Source organism: Phyllobacterium sp. OV277 (assembly GCF_900104355.1).
In the GTDB taxonomy this organism is placed as follows: domain Bacteria; phylum Pseudomonadota; class Alphaproteobacteria; order Rhizobiales; family Rhizobiaceae; genus Phyllobacterium.
The window spans coordinates 431,972-453,714 of the sequence record NZ_FNIY01000003.1 but is presented as its reverse complement, the minus strand read 5'-3'; the positions used below and the strand labels follow the sequence as shown (position 1 = coordinate 453,714).

General features: G+C 55.9%; 23 protein-coding genes. 15 read left to right on the top strand and 8 right to left on the bottom strand.

The features are described from left to right. The first annotated feature begins 1 nt into the window (after position 1). Entirely contained in the window at positions 2-1,231 is a 1,230-nt protein-coding gene (locus tag BLU05_RS14095) for a class I SAM-dependent RNA methyltransferase (protein ID WP_091880914.1), read from the top strand. Positions 1,232-1,243: 12 nt separating this feature from the next. Here the strand turns inward: BLU05_RS14095 and tldD are convergent, their stop codons facing one another. After that, entirely contained in the window at positions 1,244-2,656 is a 1,413-nt protein-coding gene (gene tldD, locus BLU05_RS14090; RefSeq protein ID WP_175540609.1) for a metalloprotease TldD, read from the bottom strand. Between the two features lie 80 nt (positions 2,657-2,736). Then, positions 2,737-3,231, bottom strand: a complete 495-nt coding sequence (locus BLU05_RS14085) for an invasion associated locus B family protein (protein WP_348271762.1) — start codon at positions 3,229-3,231, stop codon at positions 2,737-2,739. Between the two features lie 407 nt (positions 3,232-3,638). On the opposite strand from BLU05_RS14085, the gene coxB reads away from it, so the two are divergent. From coxB to BLU05_RS14020, 13 genes are all read left to right on the top strand, one after another. Beyond that, complete coding sequence (coxB, locus tag BLU05_RS14080; RefSeq protein ID WP_091881193.1) at positions 3,639-4,481, top strand: cytochrome c oxidase subunit II; 843 nt, start codon at positions 3,639-3,641, stop codon at positions 4,479-4,481. Positions 4,482-4,520: 39 nt separating this feature from the next. Then, entirely contained in the window at positions 4,521-6,173 is a 1,653-nt protein-coding gene (ctaD, locus tag BLU05_RS14075; RefSeq protein ID WP_091880909.1) for a cytochrome c oxidase subunit I, read from the top strand. Positions 6,174-6,241: 68 nt separating this feature from the next. Beyond that, positions 6,242-7,186 carry a heme o synthase gene (gene cyoE, locus BLU05_RS14070; protein WP_091880907.1) on the top strand — a complete coding sequence of 315 codons (945 nt, stop codon included), beginning with the start codon at positions 6,242-6,244 and terminating at the stop codon, positions 7,184-7,186. A gap of 1 nt (position 7,187) precedes the next feature. Beyond that, positions 7,188-7,343, top strand: coding sequence for a hypothetical protein (locus tag BLU05_RS26220; protein ID WP_091880905.1), 156 nt, complete (start codon positions 7,188-7,190; stop codon positions 7,341-7,343). Next, positions 7,343-7,984 (top strand): cytochrome c oxidase assembly protein, encoded by a 642-nt coding sequence (locus BLU05_RS14060; RefSeq protein ID WP_091880904.1) that lies wholly within the window; start codon positions 7,343-7,345, stop codon positions 7,982-7,984. Before BLU05_RS26220 ends, BLU05_RS14060 begins: the two co-directional genes overlap by 1 nt. Before the next feature lie 58 nt (positions 7,985-8,042). Further along, positions 8,043-8,921, top strand: a complete 879-nt coding sequence (locus BLU05_RS14055; RefSeq protein ID WP_091880902.1) for a cytochrome c oxidase subunit 3 — start codon at positions 8,043-8,045, stop codon at positions 8,919-8,921. A 91-nt stretch (positions 8,922-9,012) separates the two neighbouring features. Next, complete coding sequence (locus BLU05_RS14050) at positions 9,013-9,519, top strand: L,D-transpeptidase family protein (protein WP_091880900.1); 507 nt, start codon at positions 9,013-9,015, stop codon at positions 9,517-9,519. Beyond that, positions 9,516-9,911 (top strand): DUF983 domain-containing protein, encoded by a 396-nt coding sequence (locus BLU05_RS14045; RefSeq protein ID WP_091880899.1) that lies wholly within the window; start codon positions 9,516-9,518, stop codon positions 9,909-9,911. Before BLU05_RS14050 ends, BLU05_RS14045 begins: the two co-directional genes overlap by 4 nt. 7 nt (positions 9,912-9,918) lie before the next feature. Continuing rightward, complete coding sequence (locus BLU05_RS14040; RefSeq protein ID WP_244518345.1) at positions 9,919-10,686, top strand: SURF1 family protein; 768 nt, start codon at positions 9,919-9,921, stop codon at positions 10,684-10,686. A 53-nt stretch (positions 10,687-10,739) separates the two neighbouring features. Beyond that, positions 10,740-11,747 carry a 4-hydroxy-3-methylbut-2-enyl diphosphate reductase gene (gene ispH / locus BLU05_RS14035; protein ID WP_175540608.1) on the top strand — a complete coding sequence of 336 codons (1,008 nt, stop codon included), beginning with the start codon at positions 10,740-10,742 and terminating at the stop codon, positions 11,745-11,747. A 2-nt stretch (positions 11,748-11,749) separates the two neighbouring features. Then, positions 11,750-12,730, top strand: a complete 981-nt coding sequence (locus tag BLU05_RS14030) for a homoserine kinase (RefSeq protein WP_091880894.1) — start codon at positions 11,750-11,752, stop codon at positions 12,728-12,730. Beyond that, positions 12,727-13,170 (top strand): ribonuclease HI, encoded by a 444-nt coding sequence (gene rnhA / locus BLU05_RS14025; RefSeq protein ID WP_091880893.1) that lies wholly within the window; start codon positions 12,727-12,729, stop codon positions 13,168-13,170. The genes BLU05_RS14030 and rnhA overlap by 4 nt, the downstream gene beginning before the upstream one ends. A 55-nt stretch (positions 13,171-13,225) precedes the next feature. Beyond that, on the top strand, positions 13,226-13,681 hold the full coding sequence (locus BLU05_RS14020; protein WP_091880891.1) for a hypothetical protein: 456 nt from the start codon (positions 13,226-13,228) through the stop codon (positions 13,679-13,681). A 78-nt stretch (positions 13,682-13,759) separates the two neighbouring features. Here BLU05_RS14020 and BLU05_RS14015 read toward each other — a convergent pair whose 3' ends face one another. The 3 genes from BLU05_RS14015 to BLU05_RS14005 form a co-directional block, all read right to left on the bottom strand. Continuing rightward, positions 13,760-14,626 carry a protein-L-isoaspartate O-methyltransferase family protein gene (locus tag BLU05_RS14015; RefSeq protein ID WP_091880890.1) on the bottom strand — a complete coding sequence of 289 codons (867 nt, stop codon included), beginning with the start codon at positions 14,624-14,626 and terminating at the stop codon, positions 13,760-13,762. A gap of 151 nt (positions 14,627-14,777) precedes the next feature. Further along, positions 14,778-15,263: a peroxiredoxin gene (locus BLU05_RS14010; RefSeq protein ID WP_091880888.1), complete on the bottom strand. Its 486-nt coding sequence runs from the start codon at positions 15,261-15,263 to the stop codon at positions 14,778-14,780. An 81-nt stretch (positions 15,264-15,344) separates the two neighbouring features. Beyond that, on the bottom strand, positions 15,345-16,142 hold the full coding sequence (locus BLU05_RS14005; RefSeq protein ID WP_175540607.1) for a protein-disulfide reductase DsbD domain-containing protein: 798 nt from the start codon (positions 16,140-16,142) through the stop codon (positions 15,345-15,347). A 179-nt stretch (positions 16,143-16,321) separates the two neighbouring features. Between BLU05_RS14005 and BLU05_RS14000 the strand changes: the two genes are divergently transcribed. Continuing rightward, positions 16,322-16,924: a YqgE/AlgH family protein gene (locus tag BLU05_RS14000; protein ID WP_091880886.1), complete on the top strand. Its 603-nt coding sequence runs from the start codon at positions 16,322-16,324 to the stop codon at positions 16,922-16,924. A 10-nt stretch (positions 16,925-16,934) separates the two neighbouring features. Here BLU05_RS14000 and BLU05_RS13995 read toward each other — a convergent pair whose 3' ends face one another. The 3 genes from BLU05_RS13995 to BLU05_RS13985 all read right to left on the bottom strand — a co-directional run bounded on the left by BLU05_RS13995 (position 16,935) and on the right by BLU05_RS13985 (position 21,742). Beyond that, positions 16,935-19,772 carry an EAL domain-containing protein gene (locus BLU05_RS13995; RefSeq protein ID WP_244518361.1) on the bottom strand — a complete coding sequence of 946 codons (2,838 nt, stop codon included), beginning with the start codon at positions 19,770-19,772 and terminating at the stop codon, positions 16,935-16,937. A 79-nt stretch (positions 19,773-19,851) separates the two neighbouring features. Beyond that, the gene (locus BLU05_RS13990) at positions 19,852-20,433 is read right to left on the bottom strand and encodes a GNAT family N-acetyltransferase (RefSeq protein ID WP_091880884.1); all 582 of its coding nucleotides are present in this window, start codon (positions 20,431-20,433) and stop codon (positions 19,852-19,854) included. 13 nt (positions 20,434-20,446) lie between these two features. After that, positions 20,447-21,742, bottom strand: coding sequence for a M16 family metallopeptidase (locus BLU05_RS13985; protein ID WP_091880883.1), 1,296 nt, complete (start codon positions 21,740-21,742; stop codon positions 20,447-20,449). Position 21,743 lies beyond the last annotated feature (1 nt).

Here is a 21,743-nt window from a genome sequence, read left to right as displayed (position 1 = left end):
GATGAGCACGCGCGTAACAATTGAGCGGATGGGCGCCGGGGGCGATGGCATTGCTGCAACGGCAGCGGGCAGCGTCTATGTGCCATTCTCTCTGCCCGGAGAAACCGCCAATGTCGCGCTGGAAAATGGCCGCGCAACCATGATGGCTCTGCTTGAACCATCGCCGGAGCGGATTGATCCGGCCTGCCGCCATTTCGAAGAGTGCGGCGGCTGTGCGCTCCAGCATTGGCAGGATGGTGCCTATCAGGATTGGAAGCGCGCGCTGGTACAGGAAGCGCTCGGCGGTCGCGGGCTGCAATTCAAACTCGATCCATTGGTTCCCTGTGCACCGCAAACCCGTCGCAGGGCGGTTTTTGCCGTGCGCACCAGCGATCATGGTGCCGTGCTTGGGTTTAACCGGCACCAGAGCCATGAACTCATCGACATCACCGAATGTGCCGTCACCACGCCGGAAATCGTCTCCCGGCTGGATGATCTGCGCGAGGTTGTGGCGGTGCTTGGCGGCGGCATGAAACCCTTCAAGCTCACCGTGACGGCGACGGCTTCCGGCCTCGACATCATGGCCTCGGGCTGCGGCGCACCGGATGCGGGCAAGCGCCATGCGCTGACCAATCTTGTTTTGAAGAAGGGTTTTGCGCGCTTAAGCTTTGAAGGCGAAATCATCGTCGAGCCGAAAAAGCCGCTGGTACATTTCGGCAAGGTGCCTGTTTACATTCCGCCGGGCGGTTTCCTGCAAGCAACGATGGAAGCCGAGGAAGCCATGTCGGCACTGGTGGCTGGACATCTGGCCAAAGCCAAAAAAACCCTTGATCTCTTTTGTGGTTCCGGGACCTTTGCGCTACGGATGGCGGAAAAATCTGCTGTCCATGCGGTGGAAAGCGAGCAGGCGGCCCTTGATGCACTGGATCGTGGCGCGCGCCATGTTCAGGGCTTGAAGCCGGTCAGTGTGGAACGCCGTGATCTGTTCCGCAGGCCTTTCCTTGCCCGCGAACTCGCGCCCTTCACCGGATTGGTTTTCGATCCGCCGCGTGCCGGTGCCGAAGCGCAGGCCATTGAAATTGCCAAATCCAGTGTGCCGAAAGTGGCAGCCGTATCCTGCAATCCGGTGACGCTTGGCCGTGACCTGAGCATTCTTGTCAAAGGCGGCTACAAGATTGACCGCGTTGTGCCGATTGACCAGTTTCTCTGGTCCTCGCACGTCGAAGCCGTCGCACTCCTGTCAAAGAAATAGGGGAGGCGGTCGTTAGACCGCCGTTCCACCCACGGTCATCTGGTCCATGCGCAGATGCGGCTGGCCGACGCCGACGGGCACCCACTGGCCGCCCTTGCCGCAATTGCCCATGCCGGTATCGAGCTGCAGATCATTACCGATCATGGAAATGCGCTGCATGGCATCGGGGCCATTGCCGATCAGCATTGCGCCTTTAACAGGTGCACCGATCTTGCCATTTTCGATCATATAGGCCTCGGTGCAGCCGAAGACGAACTTGCCCGAGGTGATATCCACCTGACCACCGCCGAACGAAACCGCATAAATGCCGTTCTTCACCGAAGCGATGATTTCCTCCGGCGTCTTGTCGCCGTCGAGCATATAGGTGTTGGTCATACGCGGCATCGGCGCATGGGCATAGGATTCACGCCGTCCATTACCCGTCGGCTGCATACCCATCAAACGCGCGTTCTGCCGGTCCTGCATATAGCCGACAAGAATGCCGTCATCGATCAGCACAGTCTTGTTGGTCGGCATGCCCTCATCATCGACGGTCAATGAACCGCGACGTTCCGAAATCGTGCCATCATCGACAACGGTAACACCTTTGGATGCAACCTTCTGGCCGAGCAGACCGGCAAAGGCCGATGTCTTCTTGCGGTTGAAATCACCCTCAAGGCCATGGCCGACAGCTTCATGCAGCATCACGCCGGGCCAGCCGCTCGACAGAACAATGTCAAATGTTCCGGCCGGAGCTGGGATGGCTTCCAGATTGACCAGTGCCTGACGCAAGGCTTCATCAGCCGCATGCTGCCACTTCTCGGTGGTGATGAACTCGCCAAAGCCCTTGCGGCCACCGGCACCGTAGGAGCCGCTTTCCTGCCGGTCGCCATCACCGACGACAACGGAAACGTTGAGGCGCACCATCGGGCGGATATCGCGAACGAAATGCCCATCAGCGCGCAGGATTTCCACCTGCTGCCACGATCCTGCCAATGAAACCGATACCTGCCGCACCTTCGGGTCCTTGGCACGCAGATAAGCATCAATCTCCTGCAGCAATTTAACCTTGGCTTCAAAGCTGGGCGAACCGATCGGGTTTTCATCGCTGTAAAGGCTGCGATTGGTTCCGGGAGGCGCAGCGGTATAAGCGCCGGTATAACCGGTGCGCACAGCCGAGGCGGCATCGGCAGCACGCTTGAGCGCGCCAAGCGAAAGCTCGCCCGCATGGGCATAGCCGACAGCTTCACCGGCAACAGCACGCAGGCCAAAGCCCTGATCCTGATTGAATGTACCGTTCTTCAACCGGCCATTATCGAAGGAGAGCCCTTCCGATTCGCGGTATTCGATGAAAAGCTCACCATCATCGGCACCATCAAGGCTTTGCTTGACGGTTTCGAGGATTTTTTCGCGCGGTGCGTCAAAACTATCGATGAGGCTTTTCATAATGGATCATCCGTTCACGTTATTACGAAGCGGATGTAGGGCCTCGCCCGGCCCGCTACAACAGAAAACTTGTTCAAAGCTCAGGGAAGGGCGTCGAAACCTTCGCCAAATCCATTGAGTTCGACGGGAATACCGATGCCTTCTTCCGGTGTCTGGAAGACGATGAAGGTGGCAGCCTTGCCTGTCTTGAAGGTCTGGACGAGCTGGTCTTCCAGAATGACTTCCGCATAGCAGCCATCTTCGAAGCAGCGGACGAAATAGGCGCGGCCTATATCCTTGCCATCGACATTCAGGCCAAGGCCATTGGGCAGAAGCACACCAAGCGGTGCAAGCACGCGCAGGATTTTCGCCTTGTTGTCAGCGGTTTTGAGAACCACCACCGAAAGCCCCATCTCCGGGCGATCAGCCGCGACGACATTTTGAATGAGAGCGCATTGCTCTGATTTTGCCCCTGCCGGGGTGTCGCACAGGATCGACCATGCGCCATGGGTTGATTTAACGGTGCCGCTCTGCTGCGCCGCCATGGCACCGCCGGAAAAACCGGCAATAGACAGGGAAAGCAGACCAAGGGTGATGCTACGTAGCGCGAAAGAGGACATGTAGGCTCCAAAACGAATCATCCAGACGTTAAACCGCCGAGGCCCGGATGAAAAGAATACCGCTCAAACACTCCCCAGCATACAGCGGCTCTCATATGTCTGGTGTAATGTAAAAATGGCCGGATTGTGAGCCATGTGCCCTTCATGCAGTAAAATCACAGTGAAAGTCAAAAAACATACGTCTTTACAAGATGCTGTCATCCACAGGAGGCAAGCTGCGCGCAAAAATGCCGCACGGGATCACGTTCGCCTTCCTTGCGATGTAGGCTAATGTGTGATTTGAACGCGGCATATCACCGGGCCACAATGAAGCCCGGTATTAACGTATGGAATTGAAGCTTCATTCGGGAGATTTCTAGGTGAAGAAGAACTTTGTCACGCTGATGGGTGTCCTGGGAAGCCTGTTAAGTGCCGGTACTGCATATGCTGCACAGCCTGAGCCTTGGCAGATGACGTTCCAGCCGGCTGCTTCTGCCATTATGGCGCAAATCGTCTGGTTTGAGCACTATACATTGTGGTTCATCGTCCCGATTACACTGTTCGTAATGGGGCTTCTGGCCTGGGTCATGTATCGCTATCGCGCCAGTGCCAATCCGGTTCCGTCAAAGACCAGCCACAACACGGCTGTGGAAGTTGTCTGGACCGTTGGCCCGGTTGTTATTCTTCTCTTCCTGGCAATTCCATCCTTCCAGCTTCTGACCGCGCAATATTCGCCTGAAGAAGCCAAGATGACAATCAAGGCGACCGGTTACCAGTGGTATTGGGGTTACGAATATCAGGCAGATGCGCCTGTTTCATTCGACTCCGTCATGCTCAAGGATGGTGATCGTGCTGCCGCAGGCAAGGAAGACCGCAAGGCCTATCCGCGTTTGCTCGCAGTTGACAATGAAATGGTCGTTCCTGTGAACACAACCGTCCGCCTTCTGGTGACCGGTGCTGACGTGATCCACTCCTTCTCCATGCCTGCTTTCGGCGTGAAGATGGACGCTGTCACCGGTCGCAGCAACGAAACATGGTTCAAGGCTGATAAAGAAGGCATGTATTATGGTCAGTGCTCGCAGATTTGCGGCAAGGACCATGCGTTCATGCCGATTGCGATCCATGTGGTTTCGCAGGGCCAGTATGATGCGTGGTTTGCTGCTGCCGGGAAAGATCTTCCGGGCGCATACAAGACACTCACCGCTAAAATCGACGCAGACAAGAACGTAAACGTCGCCGGCAACTAAGCTGGTTGACGCGAATTATTGAGGAACGGGAGCACTTTGATGGCAGGTTCTGCAGCTCACGAGGCCCATGACGCTCATAAGCCGACAGGCTGGACGCGCTGGGTTTATTCGACGAACCACAAGGATATCGGCACACTTTATCTGATCTTTGCGATCATTGCCGGTATCATTGGTGGTTGTCTTTCGATCGCCATGCGCGCCGAGCTGCAGCAGCCCGGCATTCAGATTTTCCATGGCCTTGCATCCATGGTTTACGGTTTCGAGGGCGACGCAGCTATCGACGCCGGCAAGCAGATGTACAATGTGTTCTCGACGGCACATGGTCTGATCATGATCTTCTTCATGGTCATGCCTGCGCTGATCGGTGGATTTGCCAACTGGATGGTGCCGATCATGATCGGTGCGCCTGACATGGCTTTCCCGCGTATGAACAACATTTCGTTCTGGCTGCTCCCGCCAGCATTGCTCCTGCTGATCCTTTCCATGTTCGTTCCCGGCCCTGCCGGTGGTTTCGGCACGGGTGGCGGCTGGACGATCTATCCGCCTTACTCGACCTCAGGCCAGCCCGGCCCGGCGATGGATTTTGCCATCCTGTCGCTGCACATTGCCGGTGCGTCGTCGATCCTTGGTGCGATCAACTTCATCACCACGATCTTCAACATGCGCGCTCCCGGCATGACGCTGCACAAGATGCCGCTGTTTGCCTGGTCCGTTCTGATCACTGCATTCCTGCTGCTTCTGGCCCTGCCTGTGCTGGCTGGCGGCATCACCATGCTTCTGACCGACCGTAACTTCGGTACAACGTTCTTCTCACCGGAAGGCGGCGGCGATCCGATCCTGTTCCAGCATCTGTTCTGGTTCTTCGGTCATCCGGAAGTGTACATCATGATCCTGCCGGCATTCGGCATCGTCAGCCACATCGTCTCGACCTTCTCGCGCAAGCCGATCTTCGGTTACCTCGGCATGGCCTATGCCATGGTCGCCATCGGCGTCGTCGGCTTCATCGTCTGGGCGCACCACATGTACACCGTGGGTCTGTCGCTCGACACACAGCGCTACTTCGTCTTCGCGACGATGGTTATCGCCGTGCCGACAGGCGTGAAAATCTTCTCGTGGATTGCCACCATGTGGGGCGGTTCCATCGAGTTCAAGCCGCCCATGGTTTGGGCAATCGGCTTCATCTTCCTGTTCACCGTTGGTGGTGTGACGGGTGTGCAGCTGGCCAATGCCGGTCTCGACCGTGCAATGCATGACACCTATTACGTGATTGCGCACTTCCATTACGTGCTGTCGCTGGGTGCGGTGTTCGGAATTTTCGCGGGCTGGTACTACTGGTTCCCGAAGATGACCGGCTACATGTACAACCACACCATTGCGCACACGCACTTCTGGGTCATGTTCATCGGCGTCAATCTGGTGTTCTTCCCGCAGCACTTCCTCGGACTTGCCGGTATGCCGCGCCGTTACATCGACTATCCGGATGCATTCGCAGGCTGGAACGAAGTATCGTCAATCGGTTCCTACATCTCCGGTGTGGCCGTGCTGATCTTCCTGTTCGGCGTCTTTGAAGCCTTTGCCAAGAAGCGCGAAGCCGGTGCCAACCCTTGGGGTCCTGGTGCAACCACTCTGGAATGGCAGCTGTCGTCACCGCCACCCTTCCATCAGTGGGAACAGCTTCCACGCATCAAGTAAGTAAAATCTGGGCCGCTGCATCCCAGCGGCCCCGATACCTTCAAGTTAAAACGAACAAGACTGAGCGAATGGCCGTACTGAAGAAAAATGCATCTGTAGAAACCGCGATTGGCCTGTCTGAAGCCAATGCGTCGGACTACATTGCCTTGCTCAAGCCGCGCGTCATGTCACTGGTGGTGTTCACTGCCGTTGTTGGTCTGATGGCCGCTCCCGGCCACATCAATCCCGTTCTGGCCGTTATCGCCATCCTGAGCATCGCTGTTGGTGCTGGTGCCTCCGGCGCGCTCAATATGTGGTACGATTCCGATATTGACGCGATTATGAAGCGCACGGCCAATCGCCCGATTCCAGCAGGTCGCATTACGCGCGAAGAAGTGCTGACCTTCGGTCTGCTGCTGTCGGCGTTCTCGGTGGTCACGCTCGGCCTCTTCGTCAATCTGCTGTCGGCTTTCCTTCTGGCCTTCACCATTTTCTTCTATGCGGTCGTCTATACGATGTGGCTGAAGCGCTCGACGCCGCAGAACATCGTTATCGGTGGTGCCGCCGGTGCGTTTCCGCCGATGATTGGCTGGGCCGCCGTGACCAATTCGGTCGGCGTTGAAAGCATTGTGCTTTTCCTCATCATCTTCCTGTGGACGCCGCCCCATTTCTGGGCGCTGTCGCTGTTCATGTCGGATGATTATGCGAAGGCGAAAATCCCGATGATGCCCAATGTGATGGGTGAAGCATCGACAAAGTTTCAGATTTTTCTCTACACGCTTCTGGTCGTGCCCGTCGCCGTGCTGCCATGGATCATGGGTTTTGCCGGTATCGTCTACGGCGTCTTTTCCATCGGTGTTGGCGCCATGTTCACGTTCTACGCGTGGACCGTATGGCGCGCGCCTGTTGGTCCAGCAATGATCAAGCCTGCGAAAAAAATGTTCGCTTTCTCGATCTTTTATCTTTTCAGCCTTTATGCGGTGCTTCTTGGCGAGATTCTCGTGCGCAAGGCGCTTTTTCTGGCAGGTGCATGACATGAGTGATGATCGCGTAACACTGACACCCAAGCAGAAGCGCGCGCAGCGCAGCCGTTCCATCGCGCTTGCGCTGGCATTGGCGGCCTTTGTTATTCTTGTCTATGTCGGCACCTGGGCCAAGCTCGGTGCGAAGATTCTTGAACGGCAGATGTGATGAGCGCTCCAGTGGAAGAGAACCAGACACCAGCCACCGATAGCGCAGCAACGCCGAAGCGCCGGGTTTCAGACCGTACGATTGCGATCTCCTGCATTGCCTTTTTCTTCGGCATGGTCGGCATGGCTTTTGCGGCGGTGCCGCTTTACGCCATGTTCTGTCAGGTTACCGGTTATGGCGGCACGACGCAGCGCGTTGAGCAGATGTCCGATACGATCCTCGACAAGAAGATCACGGTTCGCTTCGATGCCAATACGTCGGATGGCCTGCCTTGGCAGTTCAAGCCGGTGCAGCGCGAAGTGACGATGAATATTGGCGAGACCAAGCTCATCCACTACGAAGCCAAGAATATTCTGGATAAGCCAACCGCTGGCCGCGCCGCGTTCAACGTGACGCCGCAGGCAGCGGGTGCCTACTTCAACAAGGTTGAGTGCTTCTGCTTTACGGACACTGTCCTGAAGCCGGGCGAAGACATGCAAATGCCCGTTGTTTTCTTCGTTGACCCTGACATCGTCAACGCGGAAGAATTGAAGGGCGTCAATACAATCACCCTGTCCTACACCTTCTTTCCGATTGCGATGCCGGCACCGGTTGCCGCCAGCGCCAATGTGAAGAAAGACAAGGCGTCGGGACAGCTTTGAACTTGCGCTGACGCTTTGTCAGTGATGAAACAGATGAATAGAACTTGCGGGGGTTAAAATGGCCGAAGCGCACACAAAGAACCACGACTACCATATCATTGATCCAAGCCCATGGCCGTTCCTCGGTTCGGTCGGCGCTTTTGTCATGGCTATCGGCGGCATCGCTTACATGCGCTACCACAATGGCGGTGAGTTGCACCTGTTCGGCCATAATCTGGCACAGCCCTGGCTGTTCCTGATTGGTCTTGCCATCGTTCTCTACACCATGTTCGGCTGGTGGTCGGATACGATCAAGGAGAGCAAGGAAGGGCACCACACCCGCGTTGTCTCGCTGCATCTGCGCTATGGCATGATCATGTTCATCGCGTCGGAAGTGATGTTCTTCGTTGCCTGGTTCTGGGCGTTCTTTGATGCCAGCCTCTACCCCGGCGAAGTAGAGCAGGTTGCCCGTGCTGCCTTCACAGGCGGTATCTGGCCTCCCAAGGGCATCGAGGTTCTCGACCCGCTGCACCTGCCGCTTTACAACACCATCATCCTGCTTCTGTCGGGCACGACAGTAACCTGGGCACACCATGCCTTGATCCACAATGATCGCAAGGGCCTGATCAGCGGTCTTACCCTGACCGTGCTGCTCGGCATGCTCTTCTCATTCGTGCAGGGTTATGAATACGCGCATGCACCGTTCGCGTTCAAGGATTCGATCTACGGCGCAACCTTCTTCATGGCTACGGGTTTCCACGGCTTCCACGTAATCATCGGAACAATCTTCCTGCTGGTTTGCCTGCTGCGCTCCATGCGCGGTGACTTCACCCCGCAGAAGCATTTCGGCTTCGAAGCTGCTGCCTGGTACTGGCACTTCGTGGACGTGGTCTGGTTGTTCCTGTTCTTCTCGATCTATGTGTGGGCCTCATGGGGCGCACCGATGGCTGTCGAATAAACAGGTCATCAGATCAGGACATTACAGGGGGCGGTTATGGAAACATGACCGCCCTCATTCTTTTGGCGTAATCCTGCATCATGCATCGGATATGATAAGGCATCTGATTATATCGTCGGCATTTCTCGTGGCACTGTTCCCGCTCTTTGCGGCAAAGGCGCAGGCGAACGAGGGCAAGGTTGATCTGGTCCGCGTTGAAAAAGCGGAACGGCGAATGCAGCTGTTATCTGGCGACGTGGTGATCAAGCAATATACGATAGCGCTGGGTGCGCGGCCTGAGGGCCACAAGCGCTGGGAAGGCGACGAGCGAACCCCGGAGGGTCGCTATGTTCTTGATTGGCGCAACCCCAAAAGCATGGCCTACAAATCCATCCACATTTCCTATCCGAATGCACGGGATACGGCGGCAGCCAAATCCATGGGTGTATCGCCCGGCGGTCTGATCATGATCCATGGTGCGGCCAATGGTTATGGCTGGTGGGGATGGATGCTTCAACTTATCGACTGGACAGATGGGTGTATTGCCGTCACTAATCGCGAAATGGATGAAATCTGGGCATTGGTCCAGGATGGAACACCGATCGAGATCAACCCATGACTGAAGACAAAGCCCTTTATCCGCCAGTTGACCCTTTCGCGGCTGGTGTAAAGGCACGCTGCCCTCGCTGCGGACAGGGGAAACTCTTTGACGGCTTCCTGACGCCCGCCCGCCAGTGCTCCAGTTGCGGCCTCGACTATTCCTTTATTGATTCGGGTGATGGTCCGGCAGTGCTGGTCATGCTGCTGATCGGCTTTATTGTCGTTGGGCTTGCTCTATGGATGGAAGTAACGCTGGATCCGCCGCTATGGGTGCATTTCATCCTGTGGATTCCACTGGCGCTGGTGCTTTGCCTGATGGCCCTGCGCTGGATGAAGGGGGTTCTGATCGCCCTTCAATACAGAAACAAAGCTGCGGAAGGGCAGCTTGATATTCCCGCTTCCCATGAGTGATATTGCAATGCCCGTAAGACCAACCCGGTTTCCATGGATCACTCTGATCCTCAGCACGCTTCTCTTTGCCGTCCTGATCGGACTTGGCACATGGCAGGTGGAGCGCCTGCAATGGAAGGAAGCATTGCTGGCAACCATCGCCGCGCGCACCCATTCCGAGCCGCAGCCGCTGGCTGATATCGAAAAAATCTGGGCGCAGGAGCATGATGTCGAATACCGTCCTGTCACGGTTACCGGGCGCCTGCTTAATGATCGAGAGCGGCATTTCTTCTCGACCTATGATGGTTACTCTGGCTATTTCGTCTATACGCCTCTGCAACTCGACGATGGGCGAGCCGTCTTTGTCAACAGGGGTTTCGTGCCCTATGACCAGAAGAATGCATCGACGCGCCAGCAGGGAGAAGTTGCAGGGCCGGTGACAGTCACCGGACTTGCCCGCAACCCGCTGGATGGAAAGCCATCCTCGATCCTGCCGGACAATGATCTCGTCAAGAACATCTACTTCTGGAAAGACCTGCCTACCATGGCGGCGCAGTCCAGCATCAATCCGGAGCAGTTGGTGCCGTTTTTTATTGATGCGGACAAAACGCCCAATCCCGGCGGCTTTCCCATTGGCGGCGTAACAATCATCGATCTGCCCAATAGCCATCTGCAATATGCGGTGACCTGGTATGGGCTTGCTGCGACTTTGCTGGCGATTGTCATCATCTCCATGATCAGGCGAAAGCGGGATGCCAAACTACAAACTGAACCTTCGGACTTGACTTCCCGCTGATTGCCGCCCAATTCCAAGGTGCATATCAAAAGCTTTGAATTTCCGCGAGACCTGTGACCATGGCTGACAAGAAACCACTGACAATCCGCCTGTGCGGACCGCGCGGATTCTGCGCCGGGGTGGACCGCGCCATTCAGATCGTGGTTCTGGCGCTGAAGAAATATGGTGCGCCAGTTTATGTCCGGCACGAGATCGTCCACAATCGCTATGTGGTGCAGGGCTTGCAGGCGCGTGGTGCCGTTTTCGTCGAAGAACTCGACGAAATACCGGCAGAGCACCGCAGCCAGCCCGTGGTCTTCTCTGCGCATGGCGTGCCGAAATCGGTGCCCGAAGATGCAGAGCAAAAGAACTTGTTTTATCTCGATGCAACCTGTCCGCTTGTCTCCAAAGTGCATAAGCAGGCCATGCGCCATCAGCGGCTTGGACGGCATGTCATTCTGGTCGGCCATTCCGGTCATCCCGAAGTTATCGGAACGATGGGGCAATTGCCCGAAGGCGCGGTAACCCTGATCGAGACCATTGAGGATGCTGAGAATTATCAGCCTGACGATCCGAAGAATCTCGGCTTTGTTACCCAGACAACGCTATCTGTCGATGATACCGCAGGGATCATCGCTGCCCTGCAGAACCGGTTTCCGGATCTGACGGCACCTGCGGCCGAATCCATCTGCTATGCCACGACAAACCGTCAGGACGCGGTGAAGGAAGCAGCGCCGGGCTGTGACCTGTTTCTGGTGGTTGGAGCGCCGAACTCATCCAACTCCAAGCGTCTGGTTGAAGTGGCTGAGCGTTCCGGTGCCTCGCAATCGCTTCTCGTGCAGCGGGCGGTGGATATCGATTGGGATGCCATTGGCGATATTTCGACGGTTGGCCTTTCCGCCGGTGCATCCGCACCTGAAATCATTGTCGATGAAATCATTCAAGCCTTTTCGGAGCGCTATTGCGTGTCGATCGAACTTGCCGAAACAACCATTGAAACCGAAAATTTCCACGTCATGCGCGATTTGCGCGATGTGGAACTGACCAGTGGCGATATGGCTTTCGTCAACGGAACCCACTGATTATGGCTGTCTATACCGATATCAACGAAATCGATCTCGCGCATTTTCTCAAGGACTACGACATCGGCGAACTGCTCTCTTACAAGGGAATTGCCGAAGGCGTTGAGAATTCCAATTATCTCGCGCATACAAGCAAAGGCTCGTTCATCCTGACGCTGTATGAGAAGCGGGTGAACAGCAATGATCTGCCGTTCTTTCTCGGCCTGATGCAGCACCTTGCAGGAAAGGGGATCAGTTGTCCCTTGCCTGTGGTGCAGAAAAGCGGTTCCAGCATTGGCGAGCTTGCGGGTCGTCCAGCGGCGATTGTGACTTTCCTTGAAGGCATGTGGATGCGCAGGCCCACCGTGCAGCATTGTCATGCCCTCGGCGAGGCGCTGGCACGTATGCATGTGGCGGGTGCGGATTTCCCTATGCGCCGCAAGAATTCGCTTTCAGTCGATGGCTGGCGGCCATTGTGGAACAATTCGAAAGACAATGCGGACCGGGTTGAGCCCGGACTGGCAAACGAGACCGAGGCCGACCTTACATTCTTCGAGGCGCATTGGCCAAAGCATCTGCCAACAGGCGTCATCCATGCGGATCTGTTTCCGGATAATGTCTTCTTTCTTGGTGACAAGCTTTCCGGCCTCATCGATTTTTATTTCGCCTGCACCGATCTGCTCGCCTATGACGTAGCGGTCTGCCTGAATGCCTGGTGTTTTGAAAAGGACCATTCCTTCAATCTGACCAAGGGCACTGCCTTGCTGCGCGGTTATAATTCCGTGCGCCCGCTCTCGGCTGAGGAAGCTGAAAGCCTGCCGATCCTTGCGCGCGGTTCGGCCCTGCGCTTCATGCTGACGCGGCTTTATGACTGGCTGACGGTTCCCGAAGGCAGTTTCGTCGTCAAGAAAGACCCGATGGAATATGTGCGCCGCATGCGCTTCCATCGCCAGATCAAGTCGGCTGCGGAATATGGCCTGATTCCTGCGAGTACTGCCTCGTGAAGTCTATCCAGATTTTCACCGATGGTGCCTGCTCCGGCAATCCCGGCCCCGGCGGCTGGGGCGCGGTGCTGCGCTGGAACGGTAATGAGAAAGAACTATCAGGCGGTGAAGCAGACACGACCAACAACCGCATGGAGCTGATGGCGGCCATTGCTTCGCTCAATGCGCTCAAAGAGCCATGCTCCGTCGATCTCTATACGGACTCTGTCTATGTCCGCGATGGTATTTCCGGCTGGATCGAAGGCTGGAAGCGCAACGGCTGGAAAACCGCAGCCAAGAAGCCGGTGAAGAACGCCGAACTGTGGCAGGCCCTTGACGAGGCGCGCAAGCGCCACAAGGTTGTCTGGCATTGGGTCAAAGGCCATGCCGGGCATCCGGAAAATGAGCGCGCCGATGAACTTGCCCGCGCTGGCATGGCGCCGTTCAAGAACAGGTCTTGATATATGTGAAGAGAGCCTATTAGCTCTAGGTGCTAATAGATTGAGATAACTCAAAATGAGACGAACGCTTTCCGCCTTTTTGGTGTCACCGCTGTGGGTTCCGCTTCTGGCGGCTGTCTATGCCGCGGTTTTTTGGAAAACACCGGATTTCATGGAACACTTTAGTCAAATGGAACTATTTTCCGTAGCCATAGCAATTGGGGCGATGCTCGGATATGGCATAATTTTGACTTTCGGGGCCATTGCTCACCGACTTCTTTGGTCAAACCGCCGTACCTCCATATTGATGTACGCTTCCGTGTTTTCCGGCATAGCTTTGCTGTCTTGGTGCGCTCTGTTGATCGGCGGCTGGGCTTTTGGGGAATATGGTATTCAGTTCGGAATACACGTACTTGTTGATACGGTTTTGCATCGCCCATATGTTCCAGGAACCGCCTGTGTATTGGGCGCTCTGGTTGGTAGTACTTTCTGGGCTATTGCGAGACCGGATCGTAAAATGCGAACGAAGTAGCTTTAAGTTCACTTTTTTCAGCAAATTGATTGTGCGCATCGATCATCCGAAAGCTGCAAATAAAGCACTCAGAACGACTTACGCGTAGGCGAGGGACCAGCCGGGTGCACGAACCCAGCAGCGTTCCGCCTGTATATCATCCGTCCGGTAGAGGCGCGTGACCCGCGTGTAATCGCCCTGCTCGAATGCCTTGGCGAGCGCTTTTTCTGATGCCTCGTCGCGCATGCCCACGCAGGGGAATATGCCGACGGGCGATATCCATTTTGCGCGAAACGCTTCTGCCTCGCGCGTTATCAGAAACATGGCGCCGCGCTGTTTGATCTTGCTCCAGTCGCTGCTGAAACCATTGTCGGTTGTCAGCGGCAGGATCAGCCTTCCGCCTTCTTTGAGGTTGTCGAGCCAGTTGTCAGCGGGCCGCGTGGCTCCGGCGTTCACATAGATCAGGTCGGCAGCGTCGAATGCAACAGTGCTTCCGTCACCTTGGACCACGGTCACATTGGGATAGGCGGCAAGGTTTGCGAGTGCCCTTTCGGCTAGTTCCGGATCATATTCAATGGCCGTGACTTTGCCCGAGGGTCCGACCAATTGCGCCATGATCGCCGAGTAATAACCGACACCTGCACCCACATGCACGATATGCTCGCCCTCCCGGGGAGCCCCTTGTGCAAGCAGGAAAGCATGCAGCGATGGTTCGCCATTGTTGATGTGCCGTTCGGGCAGGATACCAACAAGGTCATTGGTATAAAGATAAACCGGATCAGCGCTTGGTGTTGGTGTATAGGAGCGGCGTTGCCAACGCAGGATTTGCCATGGTCCTCGCCCAAGGAACTCCTCGCGTGGCACCTTGGCGAAAGCGTCTTCCACGCCTTGGTCAGCAGCTCCGGCAATGGCTGCGATCTGCATTGCATAGGCGCGGCGAACGATCTTCAACTCATCCGGTGTCATCGGTGCAAACACTCCCAAGGTGTGAAAGTGTGATCGTACACAGCAATATTCCCAAATCCAATGACATCACATGAATGAGCCATCAAAATTCTTGGCGATATTAAAAAGGGCCGGAAAACCGGCCCTCTGGGTATCTTATGAATGGCGCTGATTACAGCTGGCCGAGCAGGGTTGCTGCGCTCGAAGTCACTGCCTGACCCGGCGAATCCTCGATGTTCAGTTCCTTGACCACGCCGTCTTCAACGAGCATGGAATAACGCTTGGAGCGTACGCCCATGGTGCCGGCAGCAAGATCGATATCGAGGCCGACAGCCTTGGTGAAGGTCGCATTGCCATCGGAGAGATACTGGATTTTGCCTTCGCCATTGGTGGCCTTGGCCCATGCGCCCATGACATGCGGATCATTCACGGCAACAACGGCAATGGTATCCACACCCTTTGCCAGAATGGCATCGCGGTTCTCAAGATAACCGGGCAGGTGATTCATGCTGCAGGTCGGGGTGAAAGCACCCGGCACGGCAAACAGCACGACCTTCTTGCCCTTGAACAGCGCATCGGAGCGCACTTCGCTGACACCGTCATCGGATTTCGTCTTGAACGTGGCGTCCGGCAAACGCTCGCCTACCTTGATTGTCATGAATTGGCTCCCTGATGAAATGAGGAATTGAGACCTAAGGCAGATAGGGCGTGCGCGGCAAAAAGTCGAGGGCGTTTGCTGCTATTCCTGCGCGTCGAGTTTACCCGAAACAGCCTTTTCCCCCTGAACCAGCGTATAGTTCAGCGTAACAGACTTCTTGTCCTTGCCCGAAAGAACAGGAACGGAAAACACCGCGCTTGAGGCCTCGTGGCTTTTCAGCTTGGCCATGCCAAATGTAACACCGCCTTCACCGGCAACGAAAAGGTCAGTCGGCGGCTGATCTACAGGAAGCTGAACGGTTACCTTGACGTGGTCATCCCGGCGCACCGCGCTTTTGATGCCAAAGGAGTCGGAAGCTTTGTCAGGCAGAGCGGCGAACGCATCGCTGACGAGCGTCTTGGTCAATGCATCCGTCGGGTTATTGTCAACGGTAATGTCAAAATCAGCCGTAACCGGAATGCAGATTGCTTCGCAGATGCCGAGAAATGCGTGGCCCTTCAATTGCGCCGGTTTGGATGGATCAGCCAGCGTCAGAATAACCGGAAAGGAAACGGACTTTTTGTAGCCAGCCGATTTCGCTCCGCCATTTTCAAAACGGTGCGGCGCCGGGAAGCCCAGCGAATAGCTCTTGATATTGCCTTCCTGCGAAAGCGCCAGTTCCGGCGGCACACCCGCATCGCCGGGTTCGCGCCAATAGGTTTTCCAGCCCGGATCAAGATTGATCTGGACGGCACCACGCACCTCACTTGCGCCCTTCTGCGGATTGTCGACAATCAGCCGGACACTGCCGCCGGCTGTTCTTGTCCAGTCCGAATTTCCGGCAAGTGTTGGCGAAACAAAAGCCAGCATGGCAAAAGCAGCTGTAAAAATTATGTTCATTTTCATGCGCGGACAATTACAGGGCTTCAGGGCCTTATCAAGGATATGATAGGATTTGCTCATCATTTCTGTGTGAGGAACGTGTTATTTGGAAGCAGAAAGGGCCCGGATTTGGGCTCTTTTTACATTTCCTTGCGCAAGACCGTTGTCATTTACGCAATCCTTGATACCTTTATTTGATGGAGATTTTCAGAACGGCGAACAAAGAGACCGGATTTCTGAATGGTCAATTCCTTCTGGCAATGCCGGGAATGGATGACAGCCGGTTTGCGCGTTCGGTCATCTATGTCTGTGCGCACTCGGAAAAGGGTGCGATGGGGCTGATCATCAATCGCCCGCAGGAAATGGAATTCTCCGAAATTCTTGTTCAACTCGGTGTTCTTGATGAGCATCAGGCAATCATGCTGCCCGACTGTACGCGCGATTTTATCGTGCGCAATGGCGGCCCGGTCGAGATGCGCCGTGGCTTCGTCCTGCATTCGGATGATTATCTGACAGATTCAACCATGCCCGTCTCGGAAGAGATTTGCCTGACCGGAACAGTGGACATTCTGCGCGCTATATCCGGGGGCCGTGGCCCGCGCTGTGCCCTGATGACATTGGGCTATTCAGGCTGGGCTTCAGGCCAGCTTGAAAACGAGATCGCCAATAATGGCTGGCTGACCTGCCGTGCGCCGCAGGATTTGCTTTTTGATACGGACCTTGAAAGCAAGTACGACCGGCTTCTGGCTTATATGGGTGTTGACCCTTCGCGCCTCGCCACGGTTGCCGGGCACGCCTGATTATTTAATCCTAAGACGCCTTCGACTGCTGGAACTGCTCGCGCAGCAGTTTTGTTGCGACATCAAGCGTCAATGGCGGGCTGAACATGAAGCTCTGGGCATATTCGCAGCCCATCTGGCGCAGTTGCAGCGCATCGCTCTCGTTCTCGATACCTTCCGTGACAACCGAAAGACCAAGGTCATGCGCCATGCTGATCATGGAGCGCAGCAATGTTACCTTCTGTGGCTGTTCGGCCTTGAGGAACGACCGGTCGATCTTGATCATGTCGAAGGGGAAAGAGGTGAGGTAGGAGAGGGACGAATAACCCGTGCCGAAATCATCCAAGGAAACGCCGACGCCCATCGCTTTGATGCTCGAAAGCACATGGGCGGAACGTTCAGGGTTTTCCATCATCAGGGATTCGGTCAGTTCCAGTTTAAGGCTCGCCGGATCAATCTGGGTCTTTGTCAGCACTGAGCGTACGTCGTCAATCAGGTCCTGCCGGATCAACTGGCTGCTCGAAATATTCACCGAGACGAAAAGCGGCGTCGCGCCAATGGTGCGCTGCCAGTTGACGAGATCTTCTGCCGCGTGCTGCATGACAAACAGGCCAAGCTGCACGATGAGGCCGGAACTTTCGGCAATCGGGATAAATTCAGACGGTGGTATCGAACCCCGGCGCGGATGATCCCAGCGCATCAGGGCTTCAAACCCGGCAATCGTATTGTCCTCAAGCCGCACAATCGGCTGGTAGGCAATGTGAATTTCGCTGCGTTCGAGCGCCCGGCGCAGATCGGATTCCAATTGGAGTTTATCACTGCCAACAGCGCGGAATGCCGGACGGAATGGTTCGATCCGGTCGCCGCCAAAGCGCTTTGCCTGGAACATGGCAAGTTCGGCATCTTTCACCAGATCCTCAGGTGAGGCGGAACTGCCTGATGTCCAGGTGATCAGGCCAAGCGAAGCGGTCAGCACAATCTCACGTTTGGCAAAGGCAATCGGCGCGCGGATCGCAGTTTTGACCGCCTCGGCAAAGGCGGCAATGCGTGCCGGTTCAACTTCCGAGACCAGAATGAGGCCGAACTGGTCGGCGGAAAGGCGGCTCAGCGTGTCCTGCGGGCGCAACAGGCGGTGCAGACGGCGCGATACGGTCAAGAGGAACGTATCACCCGCCGACATGCCAAGCCCGTCATTCACCTGCTTGAAGCGATCAATGTCGATGATGAAGACAGTCGGGCGAATCTTGCTTTCGGTCTGCGCCATGGTGATGACAGAACCGAGGCGATCAAGAAACAGCTCGCGGTTTGGCAAGCCGGTCAGATTGTCATGCACCGCATCGTGCAGCAGGCGTTCTTCCGCTTTTTTCTGTTCGGTCACATCGATAAGCGTGCCGACACAGCGGACAATTTCACCATCCGAACCGATAACAGGCCGGGCTTTCAGCGTGTACCAGTAATAATGACCATCATTGGCGCGCAGGCGGAATGTCTGCGAAATGCGGCCGCGGCGGTTCTCAAGAATGACGTCGAGCGTGGTGCGGAAGCGGTCGCGATCATCCGCATGCAAGGTCGGCAGCCAGTTGCGCACAGCCCCATGCAGCGAGCTTGCCGAAGCGCCGAGGAAATTGGTGAGATCAGGGGTGGTGACAACGCGGTCGCGCGGCACATCCCAGTCCCAGACGATATCGCCCGAGCCGATAATGGCCAGCGCCTGCCGCTCCACATCGGAGAAAAGACCCTGCTGCAAAGCGCCGCCGGAAAAGGCGTGCTGCATGACCGTGAAACCAATGAGCAGGACGATCAGCACCAGACCGCCGCCCAGCGCAGGCTGGACAATATCATTGGCGAGAATGCCCGATACGGTCAGCCAGCTTCCCATCATCCAGACAAGCAGAAGCAGCCATGTCGGTATGAGCATGATTGCCCGGTCATAACTTCGGAACGAAAAGAAGCCGATCAGCACAATGCCGGCAATGATGGTCAGCGCAAACGAGAAACGCGCGATACCCGAAGCAATGGGCGGATCAAAAATTGCCACGCCGGAAAGGATACCAAGACCTAAAATCCACGTCAGAGCGCCATAGCTGAAATTGTCATGCCATCGGTTGAGATTGAGATAGGTGAACAGAAAGATCACCAGTGTCGCCGCCAGCGCCACTTCGGTGCCCGCTCGCCACATCTGCTCATTGCCGGGTGTTATTTCGATCAGCTTGTTCCAGAAACCGAAATCCACGCAGATATAGGCAAGAACTGCCCATGCCATGGCGGCCGTTGCGGGGAAAAGTGAGGTTCCCTTGACCACAAAGAGGATAGTCAGGAACAGCGCGAGAAGACCGGCAATGCCGAGCAGGATACCGCGATAAAGCGTATAGGAATTGACCGTATCCTTGTAAGCGTTCGGCTCCCACACATAGACCTGCGGCAGGTTGGGGGAAGCAAGTTCAGCGACAAAGGTAATGACAGAACCGGGATTGAGCGTGACGAGAAAGATATCAGCATCTTCACTGGCCTGCCGGTCAAGGGCAAAGCCCTCGCTGGGGGTAATCGAGGTGATGCGTGTCGAACCGAGGTCCGGCCAGATGAAACCCGATCCGACCAGACGAAAATGCGGCGCGACGATCAGACGGTCGATCTGCTCGTCAGTGGGATTGGCCAGCGAGAACGCCGCCCAATCGCCTGTTGAGCGACTGTCATTGGCCTGCACTTCGATACGGCGGACAATACCATCCGTGCCCGGTGCAGTGGAAATCTGGAAGGTCTCGCCCTGATTCCGGTAAATCTCCACGGCCTTGGAGAGATCGAGAGCAGTGCTTTCCTTGGTGATCTTGATGGTTTCAAACGCGTTGGCGGCTGACAGCATGGACGTCATCAAAAAGATGAGGACAAAAATCCTCGATAAGCCTTTCAGCATGAGTCCGGTCAATGATGCCACGAATGTAACCTTTATTTTAGCGTCGCACATCGTCTTCTAAGAGCGAGAAGAGCAGATGGTCTTGCCACATACCATTTATTTTGAGGTAGGAGCGTAGCAGTCCTTCCCTCTGAAATCCGGCTTTTTCGAGAAGGCGGATCGATCTTTCATTGCTTGGAATACAGGCCGCTTCCAGCCGGTGCAACCGTACTTTAGTAAAAGCATGGGATATCAGCAGGCTTAGAGCCTCGCCCATATAGCCCTGTCCGGCATAGGGCGCGCCTGTCCAGTAGCCAATCATACCGTTCTGGCCGACCCCGCGACGGATATTTCCAAGCGTGATGCCGCCCAGAAGACGTGAATCAGAATTGTGGAAAAGAAAAAACGGATGCGCCGTTCCTGCCGCTGCTTCCTCGTCATAATGGCGAATCCGGTGCCGGAATGAACTGCGCTCCAGATCATCATCGGCCCAGAGCGGCTCCCAAGGCGTCAGAAAATCCCGGCTCTGGGCGCGCAGATGGGCCCACGCCCGATAGTCGGAAACCTGCGGGGCTCGCAGATAAAGCCTTTCGCCCTGCAGTGAGAGCGAAGCGCTTTTCAGGAAGGGCAGGGCGATCATGGCGCTTGAGCCGTTAGACCGCTATTTTTCGCTGGCTCGGCGTTATCGGTGCCAACCCCTGACGAATATCCTGATATTTCATCAAAGGTGCGATGGGACCAACCGCAGCCAAGGTCGGCGATGAGTCGATGAAAAGCCGTCCGGCAAGATCGGTCAGACGTTCCGTCGTGATCTTGGACAAGCGCTCCACCAGCTGCTCGGTCGAAACAGCATGACCGTAAAGCAGCAATTGGCGGGCAATCTGGCCAGCGCGGCTTGCGGCGCTCTCATGTGACATCAGGAGGCTGGCACGATATTGCGCCCGCGCGCGGTTGAGCTCGTCCTGTCCGATATTGCGGGCGGCTTCATGCAGTTCATTGATGATAACAGGCACCAGCTTCTTCAGGTGATTGCGGCCCGTAGCGGCATGGATGCCGAATACGCCGGTATCCGAGAAGCCCCAATGGAAGGCATAGACCGAATAGCAAAGCCCGCGCTTTTCGCGCACTTCCTGAAACAGCCGCGATGACATGCCGCCGCCAAGGATCATGGCGAGAAGTTGTGAGGCGTAGAAATCGCGCACATGATAGGCGCGGCCTTCAAAGCCGAGAACGACCTGAGCGTCCATCAACTCGCGCTGTTCGCGGAAATCGCCGCCAACATAATGCGCGACATCCGGTTCAGGCGCTGTTGTCTTTGCCCGGAAGGAGCCAAGACGGCTTTCGACTTCGCGGACGAAATCATCATGTTTGACGCCGCCTGCAGCGACAACGACCATGCGCTCGGCGCTGTACTGGTCATCCATATAGGTTCGCAGATTGGCAGAGGAAAAGGACTGGACGGTTTCCGGTGTGCCGAGAATGGTCCGGCCAATGGTCTGATTCTTGAACGCGGTTTCGGTGAACCGATCGAAGACAACGTCATCGGGCGTGTCATGCGCCGCACCGATTTCCTGCATGATGACGTTTTTCTCGCGTTCCAGTTCTTCCTCGTCAAATTTGGAACTGTTGAGAATGTCGGCAAGAATATCAATCGCCAGCGGCATGTCATCGCGCAGAACGCGGGCATAGAAGGATGTTGTTTCAACACTTGTAGCGGCATTGATCTCGCCGCCCACATCTTCAATATCGGCGGCTATTTTCCAGGCAGAGCGGTTTTCCGTGCCTTTGAAAGCCATATGTTCGAGAAGATGGGCAATACCGTGCTGATTGCTCGCCTCGTTACGTGATCCTGCCTTGACCCAGATGCCAAGGGCTACACTCTCCACATGCGGCATCGTCTCTGTCGCAATCGTCAGACCGTTGGAGAGGCGACTGATTTCAACGCCCATG

Excerpts from the sequence above, each read along its gene's own strand:
- BLU05_RS14095 (WP_091880914.1), top strand. The coding sequence starts at position 2 with ATGAGCACGCGCGTAACAATTGAGCGGATGGGCGCCGGGGGCGATGGC.
- tldD (WP_175540609.1), bottom strand. The coding sequence starts at position 2,656 with ATGAAAAGCCTCATCGATAGTTTTGACGCACCGCGCGAAAAAATCCTC.
- coxB (WP_091881193.1), top strand. The coding sequence starts at position 3,639 with ATGGGTGTCCTGGGAAGCCTGTTAAGTGCCGGTACTGCATATGCTGCA.
- ctaD (WP_091880909.1), top strand. The coding sequence starts at position 4,521 with ATGGCAGGTTCTGCAGCTCACGAGGCCCATGACGCTCATAAGCCGACA.
- cyoE (WP_091880907.1), top strand. The coding sequence starts at position 6,242 with ATGGCCGTACTGAAGAAAAATGCATCTGTAGAAACCGCGATTGGCCTG.
- BLU05_RS26220 (WP_091880905.1), top strand. The coding sequence starts at position 7,188 with ATGAGTGATGATCGCGTAACACTGACACCCAAGCAGAAGCGCGCGCAG.
- BLU05_RS14060 (WP_091880904.1), top strand. The coding sequence starts at position 7,343 with ATGAGCGCTCCAGTGGAAGAGAACCAGACACCAGCCACCGATAGCGCA.
- BLU05_RS14055 (WP_091880902.1), top strand. The coding sequence starts at position 8,043 with ATGGCCGAAGCGCACACAAAGAACCACGACTACCATATCATTGATCCA.
- BLU05_RS14050 (WP_091880900.1), top strand. The coding sequence starts at position 9,013 with ATGATAAGGCATCTGATTATATCGTCGGCATTTCTCGTGGCACTGTTC.
- BLU05_RS14045 (WP_091880899.1), top strand. The coding sequence starts at position 9,516 with ATGACTGAAGACAAAGCCCTTTATCCGCCAGTTGACCCTTTCGCGGCT.
- BLU05_RS14040 (WP_244518345.1), top strand. The coding sequence starts at position 9,919 with ATGCCCGTAAGACCAACCCGGTTTCCATGGATCACTCTGATCCTCAGC.
- BLU05_RS14030 (WP_091880894.1), top strand. The coding sequence starts at position 11,750 with ATGGCTGTCTATACCGATATCAACGAAATCGATCTCGCGCATTTTCTC.
- BLU05_RS14020 (WP_091880891.1), top strand. The coding sequence starts at position 13,226 with ATGAGACGAACGCTTTCCGCCTTTTTGGTGTCACCGCTGTGGGTTCCG.
- BLU05_RS14015 (WP_091880890.1), bottom strand. The coding sequence starts at position 14,626 with ATGACACCGGATGAGTTGAAGATCGTTCGCCGCGCCTATGCAATGCAG.
- BLU05_RS14010 (WP_091880888.1), bottom strand. The coding sequence starts at position 15,263 with ATGACAATCAAGGTAGGCGAGCGTTTGCCGGACGCCACGTTCAAGACG.
- BLU05_RS14005 (WP_175540607.1), bottom strand. The coding sequence starts at position 16,142 with ATGAACATAATTTTTACAGCTGCTTTTGCCATGCTGGCTTTTGTTTCG.
- BLU05_RS14000 (WP_091880886.1), top strand. The coding sequence starts at position 16,322 with ATGGAGATTTTCAGAACGGCGAACAAAGAGACCGGATTTCTGAATGGT.
- BLU05_RS13995 (WP_244518361.1), bottom strand. The coding sequence starts at position 19,772 with ATGACGTCCATGCTGTCAGCCGCCAACGCGTTTGAAACCATCAAGATC.
- BLU05_RS13990 (WP_091880884.1), bottom strand. The coding sequence starts at position 20,433 with ATGATCGCCCTGCCCTTCCTGAAAAGCGCTTCGCTCTCACTGCAGGGC.
- BLU05_RS13985 (WP_091880883.1), bottom strand. The coding sequence starts at position 21,742 with ATGGGCGTTGAAATCAGTCGCCTCTCCAACGGTCTGACGATTGCGACA.